This is a genomic window from Olivibacter sp. SA151 (assembly GCF_054130995.1).
This window is the reverse complement of sequence record NZ_CP096391.1, coordinates 1719541-1737075: the sequence shown is the minus strand read 5'-3', so window position 1 is coordinate 1737075 and position 17535 is coordinate 1719541. Positions and strand designations below refer to the sequence as shown.

General features: G+C 41.9%; 9 protein-coding genes. 7 read left to right on the top strand and 2 right to left on the bottom strand.

Going from position 1 to position 17535, the window contains the following annotated elements:
• Nucleotides 1-144: 144 nt before the first annotated feature.
• On the bottom strand, nt 145-1815 hold the full coding sequence (locus M1D52_RS06860; protein ID WP_437391926.1) for an arylsulfatase: 1671 nt from the start codon (nt 1813-1815) through the stop codon (nt 145-147).
• A 165-nt stretch (nt 1816-1980) separates the two neighbouring features.
• Between M1D52_RS06860 and M1D52_RS06855 the strand changes: the two genes are divergently transcribed.
• Nucleotides 1981-5988 carry a hybrid sensor histidine kinase/response regulator transcription factor gene (locus tag M1D52_RS06855; protein WP_437391925.1) on the top strand — a complete coding sequence of 1336 codons (4008 nt, stop codon included), beginning with the start codon at nt 1981-1983 and terminating at the stop codon, nt 5986-5988.
• 130 nt (nt 5989-6118) lie between these two features.
• On the top strand, nt 6119-6844 hold the full coding sequence (locus tag M1D52_RS06850; RefSeq protein WP_437391924.1) for a hypothetical protein: 726 nt from the start codon (nt 6119-6121) through the stop codon (nt 6842-6844).
• Between the two features lie 81 nt (nt 6845-6925).
• On the opposite strand, the gene M1D52_RS06845 is transcribed toward M1D52_RS06850, so the two are convergent.
• A complete protein-coding gene (locus tag M1D52_RS06845) occupies nt 6926-8146 on the bottom strand; it encodes an ROK family transcriptional regulator (protein ID WP_437364665.1) in 1221 nt (406 codons plus the stop codon).
• Between the two features lie 251 nt (nt 8147-8397).
• Here M1D52_RS06845 and M1D52_RS06840 point away from each other — a divergent pair, with 251 nt between their 5' ends.
• The 5 genes from M1D52_RS06840 to M1D52_RS06820 all read left to right on the top strand — a co-directional run bounded on the left by M1D52_RS06840 (nt 8398) and on the right by M1D52_RS06820 (nt 17531).
• The gene (locus M1D52_RS06840; protein ID WP_437391922.1) at nt 8398-9798 is read left to right on the top strand and encodes a sugar porter family MFS transporter; all 1401 of its coding nucleotides are present in this window, start codon (nt 8398-8400) and stop codon (nt 9796-9798) included.
• Nucleotides 9799-9826: 28 nt separating this feature from the next.
• A complete protein-coding gene (locus M1D52_RS06835) occupies nt 9827-11020 on the top strand; it encodes a n-acyl-d-glucosamine 2-epimerase (RefSeq protein WP_437391920.1) in 1194 nt (397 codons plus the stop codon).
• A gap of 74 nt (nt 11021-11094) precedes the next feature.
• Nucleotides 11095-12651, top strand: coding sequence for an ADP-ribosylglycohydrolase family protein (locus M1D52_RS06830; RefSeq protein WP_437391918.1), 1557 nt, complete (start codon nt 11095-11097; stop codon nt 12649-12651).
• Between the two features lie 122 nt (nt 12652-12773).
• Nucleotides 12774-14156 (top strand): DUF4434 domain-containing protein, encoded by a 1383-nt coding sequence (locus M1D52_RS06825; RefSeq protein ID WP_437391916.1) that lies wholly within the window; start codon nt 12774-12776, stop codon nt 14154-14156.
• 207 nt (nt 14157-14363) lie between these two features.
• On the top strand, nt 14364-17531 hold the full coding sequence (locus tag M1D52_RS06820) for a SusC/RagA family TonB-linked outer membrane protein (protein WP_437391914.1): 3168 nt from the start codon (nt 14364-14366) through the stop codon (nt 17529-17531).
• Nucleotides 17532-17535 lie beyond the last annotated feature (4 nt).

Here is a 17535-nt window from a genome sequence, read left to right as displayed (position 1 = left end):
AATTATTGGTTAGGTATTATCAAAGTATTTATACTCTCGTCATTTTAGTCAGAATAAATGCCTTCCTACCCACCGATAAGGTGGGATTCCATTATATTTCACCCGATACAATGATGACTCGCTATCTAGATGGCATCATGCGTCTTAAGGTTTCGGAAAAACGCTGTACCGGTTGGCTAATTCTTCCCATTTTTTCTTCATAGCTTCCATTCTTTGAGGATAAGTAGCCGACAGGTTTTGGGTTTCTGAACGATCTTTCGCTAAGTCATAAAGTTCCCATGGCGCATTGATATCTACCCGAACAATTTTCCAATTGCCCTGTCGCAGGGCAGCAGCACCGTTGTGTTCCCAGAACAATTCGTCATGAAGATGTGCTTTCTGCTTACCGGTCCACAGAGGCAATAGGCTTTTTCCCGGTGTAGGTGTGATACGATGTCCTTCAAAGGTCTCAGGGTATATTGCCTCCGCGATATCGGTACAAGTGGACATCAAATCAATAATATGTGCGGGTTCGTCGCTGATTTTATTTTGTGCCTTTATCTTATTTGGCCAATAAGCGATAAATGGCGTGGCGATTCCTCCCTCATGTTCTTTAGATTTCCAATAACGAAAGGGTGTACAGGATACGTTTGCCCACTCTGGTCCGATGCCGAAGTGTGTTGTTTGCGGACCAGGCATTACATCCTTGTTGACAGAAAAACTGATCTTCCTACTATCTCGCGTCGTTCCTGAGCGATCGAAACCTGGGCCAAATTTAGCGGGTTGCTCGGGGCTAGCACCATTATCTGAAAGGAAAACAATAAGCGTATTGTCAAGCTGGCCCGATTTCTGAAGCGCATCCATCATCTTGCCAATATTTTGATCCAGACGGTCTACCATTGCCGCATGAACCGCCATTGCACGCGCATCCCAAAGACTGTCAGCGTTTTTCTCCCAGCCCCTTTCTGGTGTCATAAATCTCGAAAGCTTTACTTGATTAGGCTTAATCAGTCCCAACTTCAGCATTTTTTGATAACGTTTTTCACGAATGTAGTTCCAGCCCTTTTTATATGTATTTTCGTATTTGCGGATATCACTTTCCAATGCTTGTAGTGGCCAATGGGGCGCCGTAAAGGCGACATACATAAAAAACGGCACCTCTTTTTGTGCGAATTGCCTTATATAAGAGGCCGTACTATCCCCGATAGCATTAGTGTAATAGAAATCTTTGGGAACTGACTGAATCGGCCGCGTGCCATTCACCAAGGAAAATGGGTCGAAATAGTCTACTACGCCCCAAATATTACCATAATATTTATCAAAACCTTTATGTACAGGATATGACAAAGTATCTGAAAAGTCGCGATTAGTGATCTGATGATCGAGCCAAGCCAATTGTTCCTCTTTAGTTGGTAAGGGTTCTGTTTCAGAAACATGCCATTTACCTACCATTCCTGTTTGGTAGCCGGCTCCTTTTAATACCTGAGCGATTGTGACTACATTGGGTTGTAAAAAACCTCTGTATCCAGGTTGCCCTTGATCGCTTGTCATATTCCCGATACCAGCTGTATGTGGATATTGCCCGGTTAGTAGGGAGGCCCGTGTTGGGCAACATCGACTGGCATTATAAAAACTCGTCATTCGTAAACCGTGTGAAGCGAGTCGATCCAAATTAGGCGTCTTAATTTCTCCTCCATAACAGCCTATGTCTGAGAAACCCAAATCATCTGCCATTACAATAATGATATTAGGTTTATTTTGCGCCGAGACCCCGGCTGCATAAATTAACCAAATAAACAATAAGCATAGAATTTTTGCGTGTCGAAAAAAAGCCATAAGTGCATGATTGGTTTGCAAGAGCAATGTTAGACGAAAAACGCTATCATCAGTAGCACACATGTTAAATTTTATAGGACATTCGTTCAAAAACCGTATCTTAAACCCATTTAAAGCGATTTTCTATTTTTTTTGGAATTTCGTCGGATCTCGATAGACTAATCAATGCGTAAGCAATTCTACACCTGCGTTTTCTTTTTATTGTTGCTGATACAGGCAACGAAAGGTAGCGATATACGCTTCCGTAAAATAACCTCAAGCCAAGGTTTGTCGCACAATACGGTTTATGCTATCACCCAAGACGAACAGGGCTTTATGTGGTTCGGCACCCGAGAAGGCCTAAATCGATTCGATTGTCGTCATGTTAGAAGTTATTATATTGATGCTGCACCACCTGGAACGTCAACCAATCAGATTAATGCTTTACTGAGCCATCAAAAAAACATATATGTGGGTACCAATCACGGACTTTACCGCTACGATCTACGTCAAGATCGATTGATAGCCCACCCTTTAAATTCGGAAAGGCCTGCTGTAATTTTCATATCGGAAGAACAAAGCGTGCTTTATATAGGTACATCTAGAGGCTTATTTCAAATCAAAAACGGTAGAACGAGTCTACTGCTTAAGGGATTCGCGAGAGCCATTTGCCCTCTATCTACAAACAGATTGTTGATTGCTATCGACCGGCGTATTCTTCTTATCAATGAGGCAGGTGATATTGAGCATACCTTCACTACGAGCTCTTTTCCTCCGCTGTCATTCTCCAATTTTACCATCTTCCAAATGCATCGCGATTTGAAAAATCGTAGTTGGCTGGCTACATCGCGTGGACTTTATCTTTATAACGATGAAAAGCGACAATTTACTTCACTGCCCTTTACGAATGAAGAAAACACCGAGAACAGTACCGTTCGATCAATCACAGCAGACAAAGATGAACTTTTATATATAGGCACCGAAAATGGCCTTTATATATATGATATTAAAACAGGCCGAACGGAGAATCATTCGCAATCCTTCAATAACGAGCCTAAAAAGCTAAATGATAAAGCTATCTATTCTACCTTTATCGGTAAAGAGGGTACAGTTTGGATAGGCACTTATTTTGGCGGAGTCAACTACATCCCGGTAGGAAGTGATGGTTTTCAGAGCATGCTACCAACCGATAAAAATAATGGTTTGGGAGGAAAAGCTGTCAGTCAATTAATGGAAGACAGCTTGCACCGATTATGGATTGCAACCGAAGATGGTGGTATTTCTATCTACGATCCATCTACCGCAGCTTTTAGTCGAATTAATAAAAACACCGCCCCCTTTTATCTCAATACCAACAATGTCCATGCACTCCATGCAGATTCTTATGGAAATGTATGGGCTGGAACCTTTTTTGGAGGCTTGCACCGCTTTGACCTTAATAAGCGAACGACCACTATTTATGCGAAGAATCCGGCCGATCGCAACTCACTTTCCAACAATCAAGTATATGCGATATATCAGGATAGTCGCGGCATACTCTGGGTGGGTACTCAACAGGGCTTGAATCAATTTAACTATATAACAGGCAAGTTCACTTTACTTGCTCCGGAAATTTTAGGCGATAAATTCATATATGATCTCACCGAAGACAAAAATGGTGATTTATGGATCTGTACCAGACAGGATGGCATTTACCGATACAACCCGCTATCTAAAACCATGAAACACTATACTAACACGGGTAAAAATGCGCCTTTATTAAGCAATCAGCTAATCAGTGTGTATAAAGATCGTCACCAGCGTTTATGGTTCGGTACGTTAGACGGCGGCGTATGTGTTTATCATGCTGAAACAGATGCTTTTCAACATTATACCACAATTACCGGCTTGGCTAATAACAATGTCTATGGCATACTGGAGGACGATGCCGGTTTTATTTGGCTCAGTACCAACTTAGGTATTTCCAGGTGGAATCCAAACACGAAAAGATTTATAAACTATGATAATAGGCATGGCTTGAGTACGAATCAATTTAACTTTAAATCTTTCTTGCGAGGCAGCGACGGCACTTTTTATTTCGGCAGCATTAATGGCTTATGCTATTTTAATCCATTGAAGATGCAGGTAGACAGGCAATCCTATCCCTTGGTTTTTACAACCTTTCAGTTATTTAATAAGGAAGTACACCCGGATTCCGATTCTACAGTTTTGAAGCATCAGCTCGGTTACGCCCGTCAAATTAGTTTATCTTATGATCAGAATGTATTTACCATAAATTATATCACCATCAACTATGCAAACCCAACAAGCACCAACTACGCTTACTATTTAGAGGGATTTGAGGATCGATGGAATTATGTTGGTGATAAAACGAGCGCAACCTATACCAACTTGTCACCAGGCCGCTATACACTGCATGTCAAAACCCTAGATGACGCAGGCGGTTTTACCGGCCAGCAACAAAGTATTAGTATCCATGTGGCTCCTCCTTTTTACCGCACCAACCTGGCCTACCTCTTTTATGCATTTCTCTTATGCCTATGTATTTATATATATGCCCGTTTTGTACGCTTTATTCATGAAAAGCGTTTGGAGATTCAACTCGCGCATATGGAGAAGGATAAAACAAAAGCACTTACACAACATCGAATTAACTTCTTCACTTTTATATCCCATGAATTTAAAACGCCTTTAACACTTATTCTTGCATCCATCGACAAATTTATAAATGAGAAGAATATCGATCTCAAGCAACATGTGGAGCTATCACATATCAAAAAGAATGCATCCAAATTATTTAAGCTCATTCACCAGCTAGCGGAATTCAGAAAGGTAGAGGGAGACGACCTGTCTGTGCATTTTAATCGATTGGATATGACCGCTTTTGTACGGCAAATCGTTAACGCTTTTGAGCCCTTGGCAAAGGAAAAAGATATTGTTATTTCTTTTGAGACGGAGATAGACGGACTTAATGTTTTTTTTGATAGCGATAAACTGGAAAAAATAATATCGAACATCTTGTCAAATGCTTTGAAACACACCCAAGCGGGTAGTGTTTCGGTATCTATGCGAACAACTCTTCAAGACGGACAGAATAGAGCAGATTTTGTCATCAGTGATACCGGAACAGGCATGTCTACGACCGATTTGAAACACCTATTTGACCCTTTTTATCGCTCGCCCTCCCAGACTGACATCTCAGGTTCGGGAATCGGTATGGCCTTAGTGCACCACTTGGTTAAAAGCCTTGAAGGCAGCATTGAAGCTTCCAGCACACTTGGCAACGGTACGACGATTTTTTTCAGTCTTCCAGTATACGAACAATTAACTGAACAACAAAGCGAACAACAAAATCCATCGGAAACTGACGTCAATATGGATGTCATCTCCCCGCCTATTGAAAAAAAAGAGCAACGACTAGACCGGCATTATACGCTACTTTTAGTAGAAGATAATAAAGAATTATTGAAATTTCTGGCACAACATTTTCAGAAGACGTACTCGGTAATAACTGCCTCAAACGGAGATATAGCATGGAAAAAGATCTGTAAAACATCTCCTGACATTATTATCAGTGATGTTAAGATGCCTAAAACCACTGGGCTGGACCTATGTTTAAGGATAAAACAAAATAAACAGTTTGATCATATTCCGTTTATCCTTTTGTCTGACAATCAGGATGAACAGATCAGGGTAAACGGATTGGATGTAGGCGCCGATGCCTATATCGGTAAACCGTTTAACTTAAATGAACTGGAGTTGGTAGTAGCCAATATGGTCAAATCAAGAATTAGTTTACGGGAACATGTAATAGGACTAGGTGCTTTTATTGATAACCCTGTTGTTGGCAATAACCGGGATCAGGACTTTCTTACCAAATTAAGTAGCGCTTTGGAGCGGCATTATAAAAACCCGGACCTATCCGTAGAAGATTTAGCGAATGAACTGAATACAAGCCGAACCTCTTTACATCTCAATCTTAAGCGTATTCTGCAAAAAAACGCAACAGAATTACTGAATGAATATCGCCTAAAAAAAGCATTGATGATGTTGGAAAAGGATGTCCCCGTTAACGAGATCTCTTACCATTGCGGCTATCGCGAACCGAATTACTTTAGTAGGGTCTTTAAAAAGCACTATCAGCTTTCTCCTCAGAAATACAAAGAGGTGCATTTTGATAAAAGTAAAGATTAGTGATATAGTAACATTTGCTTATAATGCTATACAATATTTTTGGCCTTGTAAGAACCGATTTATACTCTGATTTCGTTAAATGATGTTAAGCCTTTCGACTACAAGCTTCTTTATTGCTAATTTAGAGCCTATGACTAGCTATCGGTCCTTTCTAATTCTTATAATTCTATCTTTGACGGCAGGTGGTCTGTATGGTCAGATGCAAAAAATAAGTGGTACGATTGTGATAAATGGGGTCAAGAGCAGTGGTTATCAGATAAAAGTAACAGAAGCGGATATAAGGAACATGAAGAAAAAGATTTCTACTAGACCTGATAATCTGGGCAATTTTTATATCGATGCCCAGATTGGTGACTCGTTGGAAGTATACCTCCGAGGCTTTTCCAAAAAGTATGTCATAATAGGTAGTCATGATCATATGACCGTGTATTTAGACAATACTATTCTTTTGGAAGAAGTTGATATAAACGCAGCTATTAACAATAAAACCTTTTTGAAAAAGACTGCAGTTGATTACAACAAACAAAACAACATTTACTTCGGCGGAAAACCGCCGATAACGTTGCTATCACCTTTTGGAGGGAGTCCAATAACTTTTTTTCGTGAGCTACTCGGTAAGGACGGCGAAAAAGTGAGGAGATTCAATAAATATATTAACCAACAGATTGAACTTGAGGAAGTTGATGCTAAATTCAATACACAGACGATCAACCAGGTGGTTGCCATGGAAGATTACGAAATCAACGCATTTAAAGCTGCGTACAGACCAACTATAGAGGACGTTAAAAAATGGACAGGCTACGAACTGTACGATTATATTAAACGATCTTACGAGGACTTTAAGAAAAGTAAATAATTAAAAATGTATCTTTAATCAGGGATCTGCCAATTATCGATGTTAGCGGTTGTAGCAAAGTGACTTCGGCCAGACATTTTGTTAGGCAGAAATGTCTAGGAGTCTGTCCCGAACCAATAAACATGCACCTATAACCCCAGCTTTTTCCTGTAATTCCGAAAGCTTGATTTCCGTATCAGTGTTGACTAGATTCAACGAATATTTGTTAATGGCACTTTTTATCGGAAATAAGATATAATCTTTAGTCTGTGCGAAAGACCCACCTAGCACAATCAACTCCGGATTATAGAGATTAATCAACAATGCTATAGCTCGTCCTAATTTTTCTCCAATCTCAGCCAAAAGTTCAATAGCCAAAACATCTTCGTTTTTAACCGCCTCGATGATATGTTTCAGTTTTATCTCCTGGGGTTTTAGGGTTTGTGTCAGAGTGCTAGCATGCCCGTCCTTAACGCGTTGGATAAACAATTCTGTTAAAGCGCGCCCTGAAGCTTCGGTTTCCAAACAGCCTTTCTTGCCGCAATGGCAAATGACCTCGTTATCATACAAAGGTAAGTGGCCGAACTCACCGGCAAATCCCGACTTTCCATAATATATCTGACCATTGATCAAGGTCCCCATCCCGATCCCATAGTCCAAGTTGAGAAAGAGAACATTTTTCTCTTGTCTGACGACTCCAGCCATAAACTCCCCGTAGGCCATTGCCCTAGAATCGTTTTCGATAAAAGTTTTAATCTTCAAAGTCTCTTCGAGATACTTACTTAAAGGTATTTCGCTAAAATGGAAAAAACTGTAGCTATAACCGGTTCTGTAATTGATTCTTCCTCCAAGGTTCATGCCCAAAGCTAATATCTTATCCCTCGGAACAGCCGTTTTCTTTATGAAATTTTGAATGATCCGGCAAAGTTCATCCAATGACTCTTTACTATTAGCAAGTTGATAGGGTAGATTTTCGGCAATGGAAACAATGGCTTTGTTCAAATCAATCAAGCCAATATTCACATGGTTTTGCTTAACATCAACACCTACAAAAAATCCGGAAGTCGGCACTAAACCATACCTGTTAGGCTTCCTTCCGCTTAGTGTGGTGGATTTGCCATAATCCTTGACCAGACCATCGTCTATCAGTTCACTGACGACATTGGTAACTTTTGGAACACTTAATTTCAATTCCTTACTCAATTCTGCAATAGTACGGTTCCCCTGAACGGAAAGTATGGCGATGATGTTCTTTTTAATGGAGTTGTTCTTATAGGCAACTCCCGACATATTCTCCTTTCCTATATCTTCAAAAAATGTCATTAGCTGGTTTTGAGACCAACAAAGCTACGGAATAAACACTATATGTTAAATAATATAGTTCACAAATGTTTATTTTTTATTAAAAAACGCAAATTTCAGTACATTTTTAAAAAATATTAATAAATACTGCTTGTATTATTAAATTTTATTTCTAATTTAGCCTCGGACTCACAACGGCCGTGGTAGATATCGAGTGAATCGTGATCCGACCAGTTAAAATTTAAAGATGTAACCACCAACACAACCTTCATATGAATCATTCTATCAACTTAAACTATATCAGCTTTTTATCTGTAGTCGCGGCCATTGGTGGCTTTTTATTTGGTTATGATACCGCCGTAATATCAGGAACGATTGCGCAGATAACGACACAATTCAGTTTGGATACTGTATCACAGGGCTGGTATGTGGGCTGTGCGCTGATCGGTTCAATAGTAGGAGTATCTTGTGGCGGCTATTTGGGTGATCGCTTTGGTCGCCGGAAGATTCTTTTTCTTTCCGCTACGCTTTTTGCCGTATCTGCGGTGTTTTGTGCATTATCAACAGATTTTAATCAATTAGTTTATGCCAGAATAATCGGAGGGATCGGAATAGGAATTGTCTCCATCATTTCGCCAATATATATATCCGAGCTTTCTGTTCCTCAATACCGCGGTCGGCTGGTTTCCTTATATCAACTCGCTGTTACAGTCGGATTTTTGGGCGCATATTTGGTTAACTATGCACTTTTGCGTTATTCCTTGGGCGATGCACGATCCCTAGAAAACACCTGGCTTCGCTTGCTTTTTCATGACGAAGTATGGCGCAGTATGCTAGGAATTTCCGGTTTGCCGGCCCTATTTTTCTTTGTAGTTATCTTTTTTATTCCTGAAAGTCCGCGTTGGCTGATATCGAATGGTCAGCCCGACCGCGCCAAAATGGTACTGACGCGAATTTATCGATCGGAAATCATCGCGGGTAGTGAACTTAAGCAGATCCAGATAGTCAATCGGGTAAATCAGAAGGTCAATTGGAAGCTATTGGCACAACCAGGTGTCCGGAAAGCGGTCTGGATCGGCGCTGCTATTGCAATTTTAGGACAATTCATGGGAGTTAATGCGGTATTGTATTATGGGCCGACAATTTTTGAAAGCAGCGGACTTTCTGGTGGTGATTCTCTTTTCTATCAAGTGATCGTCGGATTAGTTAATGTGATGACCACTATATTGGCCTTATTTATAATCGACAGAATTGGACGTAAAAAACTGGTGTACCTTGGTGTGTCCGGTATGATTTTCTTTTTGTTGCTCATCAGTATCTATTTCATTTGGGGAGCGGTTATAGGATTGCCAAATGTATTTATGCTGGTATGTTTCCTCGCCTATGTCTTCTGCTGCGCCATTTCCATTTCAGCCGTAATATGGGTGTTGCTTTCAGAAATGTATCCAAATTCCATCCGTGGTTTAGCGATGTCAATTGCAGGTCTGTCATTATGGATTGGTACATACCTTATCGGACAATTAACTCCTTGGCTTCTAGAAAATCTAACTCCAGCAGGAACATTCTTTCTCTTTGCCGCTATGTGTCTACCCTATATGTTCATTGTATGGAAACTAGTTCCGGAAACCACCGGTAGATCTTTAGAAGACATTGAACGACATTGGATTCATTAGTATTTAAGTAGCATAATTTAATAAATAGATGGATTTTAAGAAACTTAGTGAACAGTACAAATCGGAACTGTTGGATCATGTAATGCCCTTTTGGCTGAAAAACTCCCTAGACCGCGAATTTGGCGGGTATTTTACCTGTCTCGACCGGCAAGGGCAGGTATTTGATACAGATAAATTTATTTGGTTACAGGCACGGGAGGTATATATGTTCTCATCGTTATACAACAAGGTTGAGAAAAAGCAAGCTTGGTTGGAAGCGGCAGAACATGGTGCAACCTTTCTATTAAACCATGGTCATGACGGAAATTTCAACTGGTACTTTTCTGTCGATCGAATCGGCAACCCCTTAGTCGAGCCATATAATATTTTCTCTTATACCTTTGCCACCATCGCCTTTGGTCAACTCAGCTTAGCCACCGGTAATACGCAATATGCAGAAGTTGCGAAAAAGACATTTGAGATTATCCGATCAAAAGTTGATAACCCCAAGGGTAAATGGAACAAAACCGTATTGGGTTCGCGCGATTTGAAAGGTTTTTCATTACCGATGATTCTATGCAACTTAGCCTTAGAAATCGAGCACTTGCTATCGGCAGATCTTTTGGATGTCCTTATTGAAGATTGCTTGCACGAAGTTCTGGACGTTTTTTACCGACCGGAATTAGGGGGCATTATTATCGAGAATGTTACAGCTGACGGACAACTCTCTGATACGTTCGACGGCCGTCTAGTCAATCCAGGGCACAGTACGGAAGCAATGTGGTTCATTATGGATTTGGGCGTACGGTTAAAACGGGACGACTTAATTCAAAAGGCAGTACAGATTACACTTACCATGCTCAACTATGGTTGGGATAAGGAATACGGCGGTATTTTTTATTTTATGGATCGATTGGGCCACCCTACCCAGCAACTGGAATGGGACCAGAAACTTTGGTGGGTACACATAGAAACATTGATCTCTTTGATCAAAGGTTATCAATTAACGGGATCGGAGGAATGCCTAATCTGGTTTGAAAAGGTACATAGTTACACTTGGGCACATTTCAAGGATCCGGAATACCCAGAATGGTTCGGCTATTTGAATCGCCGAGGAGAAGTACTGCTTCCATTAAAAGGCGGTAAGTGGAAAGGATGTTTCCATGTGCCGAGAGGGCTGTACCAATGCTGGCGAGCACTCGACGAAATTGCCTGTAAAAACTTTTCAATTAATATTGTATAGTAATCCACGGTCTGAATGGCTGCACCATCACAGCTTTTCAGACCGGACCTAAATAACCTAGTCTAATATAACCGATGAAAACAACGACGCCGATTTATTTACTTGCGGTATGCTTCATATGTTTCTTGCCTTTAACGGCTAAATCGCAAGGTCATAAGCGTACTGCTGACAGGCTTTCACTAACGAAAACCGTTTTACTTGACAAAATAAAGGGTGGCTGGGCAGGACAGACTATTGGTGTGACTTATGGTTGGCCAACTGAATTTGTGTATCAAGGTACTTTTATCCAAGATTACGAACCGATTCTCTGGGAAGATGACTATATCAATAGGGCCATGCTGGAATTTCCGGGCCTTTACGACGATATCTATGTCGACCTCACGTTTCTGGAGGTTCTTGAGCGCCTTGGGATGGATGCACCTATAGATTCGTTTTCACACGCGTTCTCAACCAAACAATACGATCTGTGGCATGCCAACCAAGTTGCTCGCTATAATCTCAAAAATGGCATTTCGCCGTTGAGCTCAGGACACTGGCTGAACAATCCGCATGCTGATGATATCGATTTTCAGATTGAATCAGATTTTGCCGGCCTAATCAGTCCAGCAATGCCGCAAGCGGCCTCTTCCATCTGTGAAAAAACAGGGAAGATGATCGCCTCAGGCGACGGCTATTATGGTGGCGTCTTTGTAGCAAATATGTATGCATTAGCCTTTTGCTATTCGGATATAAAATCGGTAATCAATAACGCCTTAAACGCGATTCCCAGGGAAAGTAAATTTTACCGTTGTATACGTGATGTCCTCGAATGCTACAAGAAAGAACGCAAAGACTGGAAAACGACCTGGTGGACAGTACAAAGAAAATGGGCTGAAGACACAGGTTGCCCCAATGGTGTTTTTCATCCCTTGAATATAGACGCCAAATTGAACGCTGCTTATGTGGTTATGGCCCTTCTCTATGGAGAGGGCGACTTCTTCCGAACAATGGATATTGCAACCCGCGCCGGACAGGACTCGGATTGTAATCCAGCGACCGCCTGCGGTATATTAGGCACAATAATCGGTTATAACAGCATACCCCAAAAATGGCTCGGTCCACTGAAAAGAGCAGAGGACAAAATTTTCAGCTTTAGTTCGTACGCTTTGAAAGACATCTACCGCGTAAACTATGATCTAGCGCTAGCAAATATCGAAAAAAATGGAGGATCTATTCGTAATGAACAGGTAATCATTCCGCTGCAGCACACATCGGTCGAAACGTTTGAAGAGAATTTTGCCGGGCATTATCCGGTTTCGAGAACAAAGGTGGGAAAACAATACCCAGACAATTATGTGTTCGGATTTGAGGGCAACGGTGTGGTTATCAGCGGACATCTTGTGAAAGTAAATCCAAATGCCGGCGATGAACCCGTCCAAGCTGAGCTTTACGTCGATGGCGTATTTGTAGAAAAGGCTAATCTGTATACCGGAGCCATTGATCGACGACCTGAACTCTTCTGGAAGTACCAACTAACGGATAAAAACCATCGCGTAGAAATTAAGCTGCTGGCTCCTTCCAGAGAATTTCAGTTATATATAACAGATTATCTGGTATATCAATCCAATCGAAGAGTTCCTGAAACAAAATAAAATGGCAGTCTTGATTTGAACAATGAATACCTGCTCAGTGATCTAGACTTATTTACCATCGACGAGCCTGAACTTATACTGAAATAATAACGAAGAAAGAAAGACACCTAACTAAAAGTAATATGAAGAACTTAAGTTTATTATTAGGCCTATTATGGTCGGCCGTTCCGCTGCTTGTATCGGCAAAGAATGGGATTTCCTTGACGTTGATACCGCCGACAATCATCACCAATCAGGTGGATCTTGACATTAGAGCGGGGTTAAAGAACGAGGACGATCAACTGAAGTCTGTGGAACTCGCGGTTTATCTACAAAAAGAAAAGCCCGATAACCTGTTGCACTATGCAAAGAAAGAAGTCGCTCCCGGGCAATCTTTTGAGATCAAACATGTGTTAGCCACAAAGAACCTGGTGGGAAAAAACACCATTATACTAGTGGTAAATGATGGCCACCGAAGTTATCGTGAAGTTAAGGAAATAGAAGTCGTCGAATCGGACATCCGTTCGACCCGACAGATTGACGGCGCGTGGGCCGGAATCTATCATTGGAGTGAAACAGAGGGAAAACACTGGAATGCTGATATTAAAAAGATGACTGATGACCAATGGCGCGAAATGGTTCGCGGCATGCATAAGTTGAAGATGGACATCATAGTGATCCAGGAAGTTTTCCGCAATGAAGAGTATGTTGGTAAGCATTCGACAACTGTCGACAACTACAAAGGAAAAGCGTTTTATCCTTCCGCTTTATATCAAGATAGAATGCCAATCGTCGCAAAAGATCCTGTTGAGGCCATTTTGTCGGAAGCGGATCAACTAGGCATGCATGTTTTTGTTGGGGTCGGCATGTTCGCATGGTTCGATTTTACTCGCGAATCGCTCGAGTGGCATAAAAAAGTGGCAAAAGAGCTATGGGAAAAATATGGACATCACCCATCTTTCTACGGCTTCTACGTATCAGAAGAAAGCGGTGGAAATCTGGACAATTGGGAACACAGCGAAATTAAACAAATGCAACGAAAAAAAGAGATTGTTGATTTCTTCCGTGAATTTAAAACCTTTTGCAACAATATAGCCCCTGCAAAACCTATTATGCTGGCTACCAACAGCATGCAGGTGCCATCAGGGATTGATACTTACCCAGCCCTATTACAAAATCTCGATATTCTATGCCCTTTCGGCTTTGCACGTATGCCTGAAGGAGATTTGACAGGAAAGGAATCGGCTGATCTCCTGCAATCACTCTGCAATACGGCAGGCGCGCATTTATGGTTTGATCTGGAAACTTTCCTATTTAATCAAGATCAATCGCTATATCCACGACCAATGGCGGAAATTATCCGAGACCTGAATCTGTTCCAGAATTTTGAAAAAATACTATGTTACCAATTCCCGGGCGTATTTAACGATCCAAAGATGTCCATTCGTGTTGGTGAAGAAAGGACATTGGAACTATTCCGGGATTATCAACGCTACCTAAAGAATGAAATTAAAACAAAAGATTGATTTTCTGACGTTTTTGCCGCTTTTAAAAAGTTAGATAACGAGTTTCTATCGTGGACTTCTTCGTCTATAGCGTATTAAAAAAGAATTACTATAAATCCTATTCTAGAAATATCTATTAAAAAGGCAGACACCATGGTCCAGCGTTGGACTTCCGGTCTTGCAAAAAGAAAGACGATATATTATTAAAAACAATTAACCTTAATCTTTATGAAGCCTTTAAATCAAAAGCAAAAAGAAAAGAAAATGCGCTACCGATATGGACTACTATCGAGGTGCTTTCTTATTTTATGTGTGGTTTCTTGTACCTTGGCAGAATCTCATGCTCAGCAATCTCGCTTGGAAGGGGTAGTGCGTAGATCAGCTGATCGGCAAGCTTTGGAAGCGGTGACGGTCCGGATAATGGGGCGAAATATTACCACGACATCCGATGCGAGTGGGAAATTTTCTCTTTCCATTGACCGGTCGAGCGTACACCTTTCTTTGACTGCTATTGGCTATATCAGAAAGGACACCGTCGTAAATATTGGACGCGGGCCATTGGAAATTCTTTTGAATGACGAAGATAGTGTCCTGGACGAAGTTGTAGTGGTCGGCTATGGCCAAATGAAGAAGTCGAGTGTAACAGGAGCTATAGCACAAATCAATGGCGATGAGCTAAAAAAGGCGCCGACAGCTAACTTATCATCCATGTTGCAAGGCCGTTTACCAGGTTTGGTAACGCGTCAAACCAGTGGCCAACCCGGAGTAGACGGGGCTTCTTTAATGGTGCGCGGTTACAACACCTTAGGCAATAACAATCCGTTAATTATTGTGGACGGTGCGGAACGTGACTTTCCTCAGATTAATCCAGATGAGGTAGAATCAATTTCCGTATTAAAAGACGCTTCGGCTGCCATTTATGGGGTACGCGGCGCTAATGGCGTTATCTTAATTACAACCAAACGCGGAAAACAGCAGAAGCCGACCATTACTTACAACGGTTCTTACGCGTTAAGTACGAACACTTCGTTTCCGCAGTTTCTGAACGGCGCTGAATATGCTCATTGGTACAACAAAGCACAAGAGCTTGACGGAGTCGCAGAAGCTTCCAGGCGATTTAGCCAGGAGGAAATTGATCGAATAACAAATGGCGATCCTCAAGGTATGTATGCCAATACCGACTGGTTCGATATGCTCTTTAAAAGCAGCGCGCCGACAGTAACAAACAACTTGTCATTGAATGGTGGCGGAGACCGCGTTCGATACTTCATTTCGGTCGGAGCCTATAATCAACAGGGGATCATTGACCGGACTTCGTATGATCGGTACAACGGCCGTGTCAATGTAGATGCTGACATATTGGACAATCTTAAACTTTCGTTAAATGTGGCCTATAGAGATGATGTGCGTAAAGAGCCCGGATTGTCCGCCGGCGTAGGTAATAGTTATGCATCCATCTTTGCGCAAGCGCTGATGTCGTACCCTTATTTACCAGCTTATAATGCGGCAGGAGTACCAATAGGCAGTTTGAACCCAAGTAACGGAAACCAAAATCCACTGGCAGCTAGAGATTTATCAGGAGAAAACTCGACGCGCGCCAATCGCTTCCAAAGTAATCTCTCCTTAGCCTATGAGATACCGGGATTATCTGGCTTGCGCTTGAAGGTTATGGGGGCCTTTGATAAAGGGTATAGCATACAAAAAGCCTATCTTCTCCCCTATCAACTGGATGTTTACAACAACGCGACTAAGCAATACGCCTTGGGTTGGGCACGTCATGCAAACTCAGGGGTTGCCAGTCTGAATCAATGGTTTTCTGATTCATGGCAAAAAACCATTCAGCCTTCTATCAGCTATGATAAGAAATTTAGGAATCATGGTATCAGCGCACTCTTTTTGTATGAATATATGCGAACGGACAACAGCTCCCTCTCCGGCGGCCGTAGGGGCTATCCTATAACAGACATTATGGATCTTAACTATGGAGAAGAAGTTATTGACGACCTGGTTAAAGGGGCTCATGGTATGTTTAGCAGGGCCGGTTACTCTTTTCGCTTGAACTATGATTATGCTAATAAGTACCTTGTTGAGATTCTCGGAAGATATGATGGATCGCCCAAACTTCCGTCTCATACGCGTTGGGACCTATTCCCCGCTATATCAGCAGGTTGGCGTATCTCGAACGAGCCCTTTTTTAATAAGTCGATTAGTTTCGTCAACGATCTTAAACTAAGGGCATCCGTAGGAAAATTGGGTAACGACCGCATTGATGACTATCAGTTTCTAAGAACAATGAACTTAGGAGCGAATCCGGTTGTTATGATCGGAAATAATCTCTCTAAGCCTTTAAATATCACTACTGTTCCGAATATAAATGTCCGTTGGGAAACTACAACAACCTATAATGGTGGCTTGGAAAGTACTTTATGGAATGGTCTTCTGGGTGTTGAGGCGGATGTGTTCTACCGTGTAACGAAAGACATACTTCAAGGGCAGTCTGGGTTGAAACCGCCGTCTTTCGGTGGCTATTTTCCGTCTTATGTAAACTCGGGAATAGTAGACAGCCGCGGATTCGAGCTCGTTTTATCGCATCGGAATCAACTCAATGAGTTTAGTTACAACATTCGCGGCAATCTAACCTGGGCGAGAAGCAAGGTTATCGAGACGACGGAGGACGTTAATGTGCCCGACTATCTCCGCAGAACGGGTCGACCTATCGGGGTTAAATACGGCTTCGTAGCCGACGGATTCTTCCAAAGCCAAGATGATATTGATCATAGTGCGTTATTTGGCCCCTCTCGCCCGGGGGAAATAAAACTGAAAGACCTCAACGGCGACGGACGGATTACCTGGGACCAAGATTGGACTGTTATCGGCAAAAGCGATCTACCGGAAATGATGTTTGGGTTGAATCTTAGTGCTGCATATAAGGGCTTTGACGTGAATGTATTTTTCCAAGGGGCTGCCATGTCAGATATCGCCTTATCGGGTCTTTATAGTAATTCAGGCGTGTATGACAATACCTTTTATACGATGCCGTTTTATCAGGACGGCAATGCTCCCAAATATCTTGTGGAAAACGCTTGGACGCCGGAAAATCCCAATGGAACTTATCCTAGATTAAGTACCCAGTCTGCCCAGAGTGGTGGAAAGTTCTCTTCTTTCTGGATAAAGGACGGGTCCTACTTACGACTAAAGACTGCACAGATCGGCTATGTACTACCAAAAACATGGCTAACCAAGGCCAATCTGCAACAAGTCCGTTTATATATTTCGGGAAGCAATTTGTTCACGTGGAGCAACCTGGATTATTTGGACCCTGAGATGCCCAGCGTAAATCAAGGTTATTACCCGCAGCAACGTCTTTATGAATTCGGCTTGTCCTTAACCTTTTAAATTG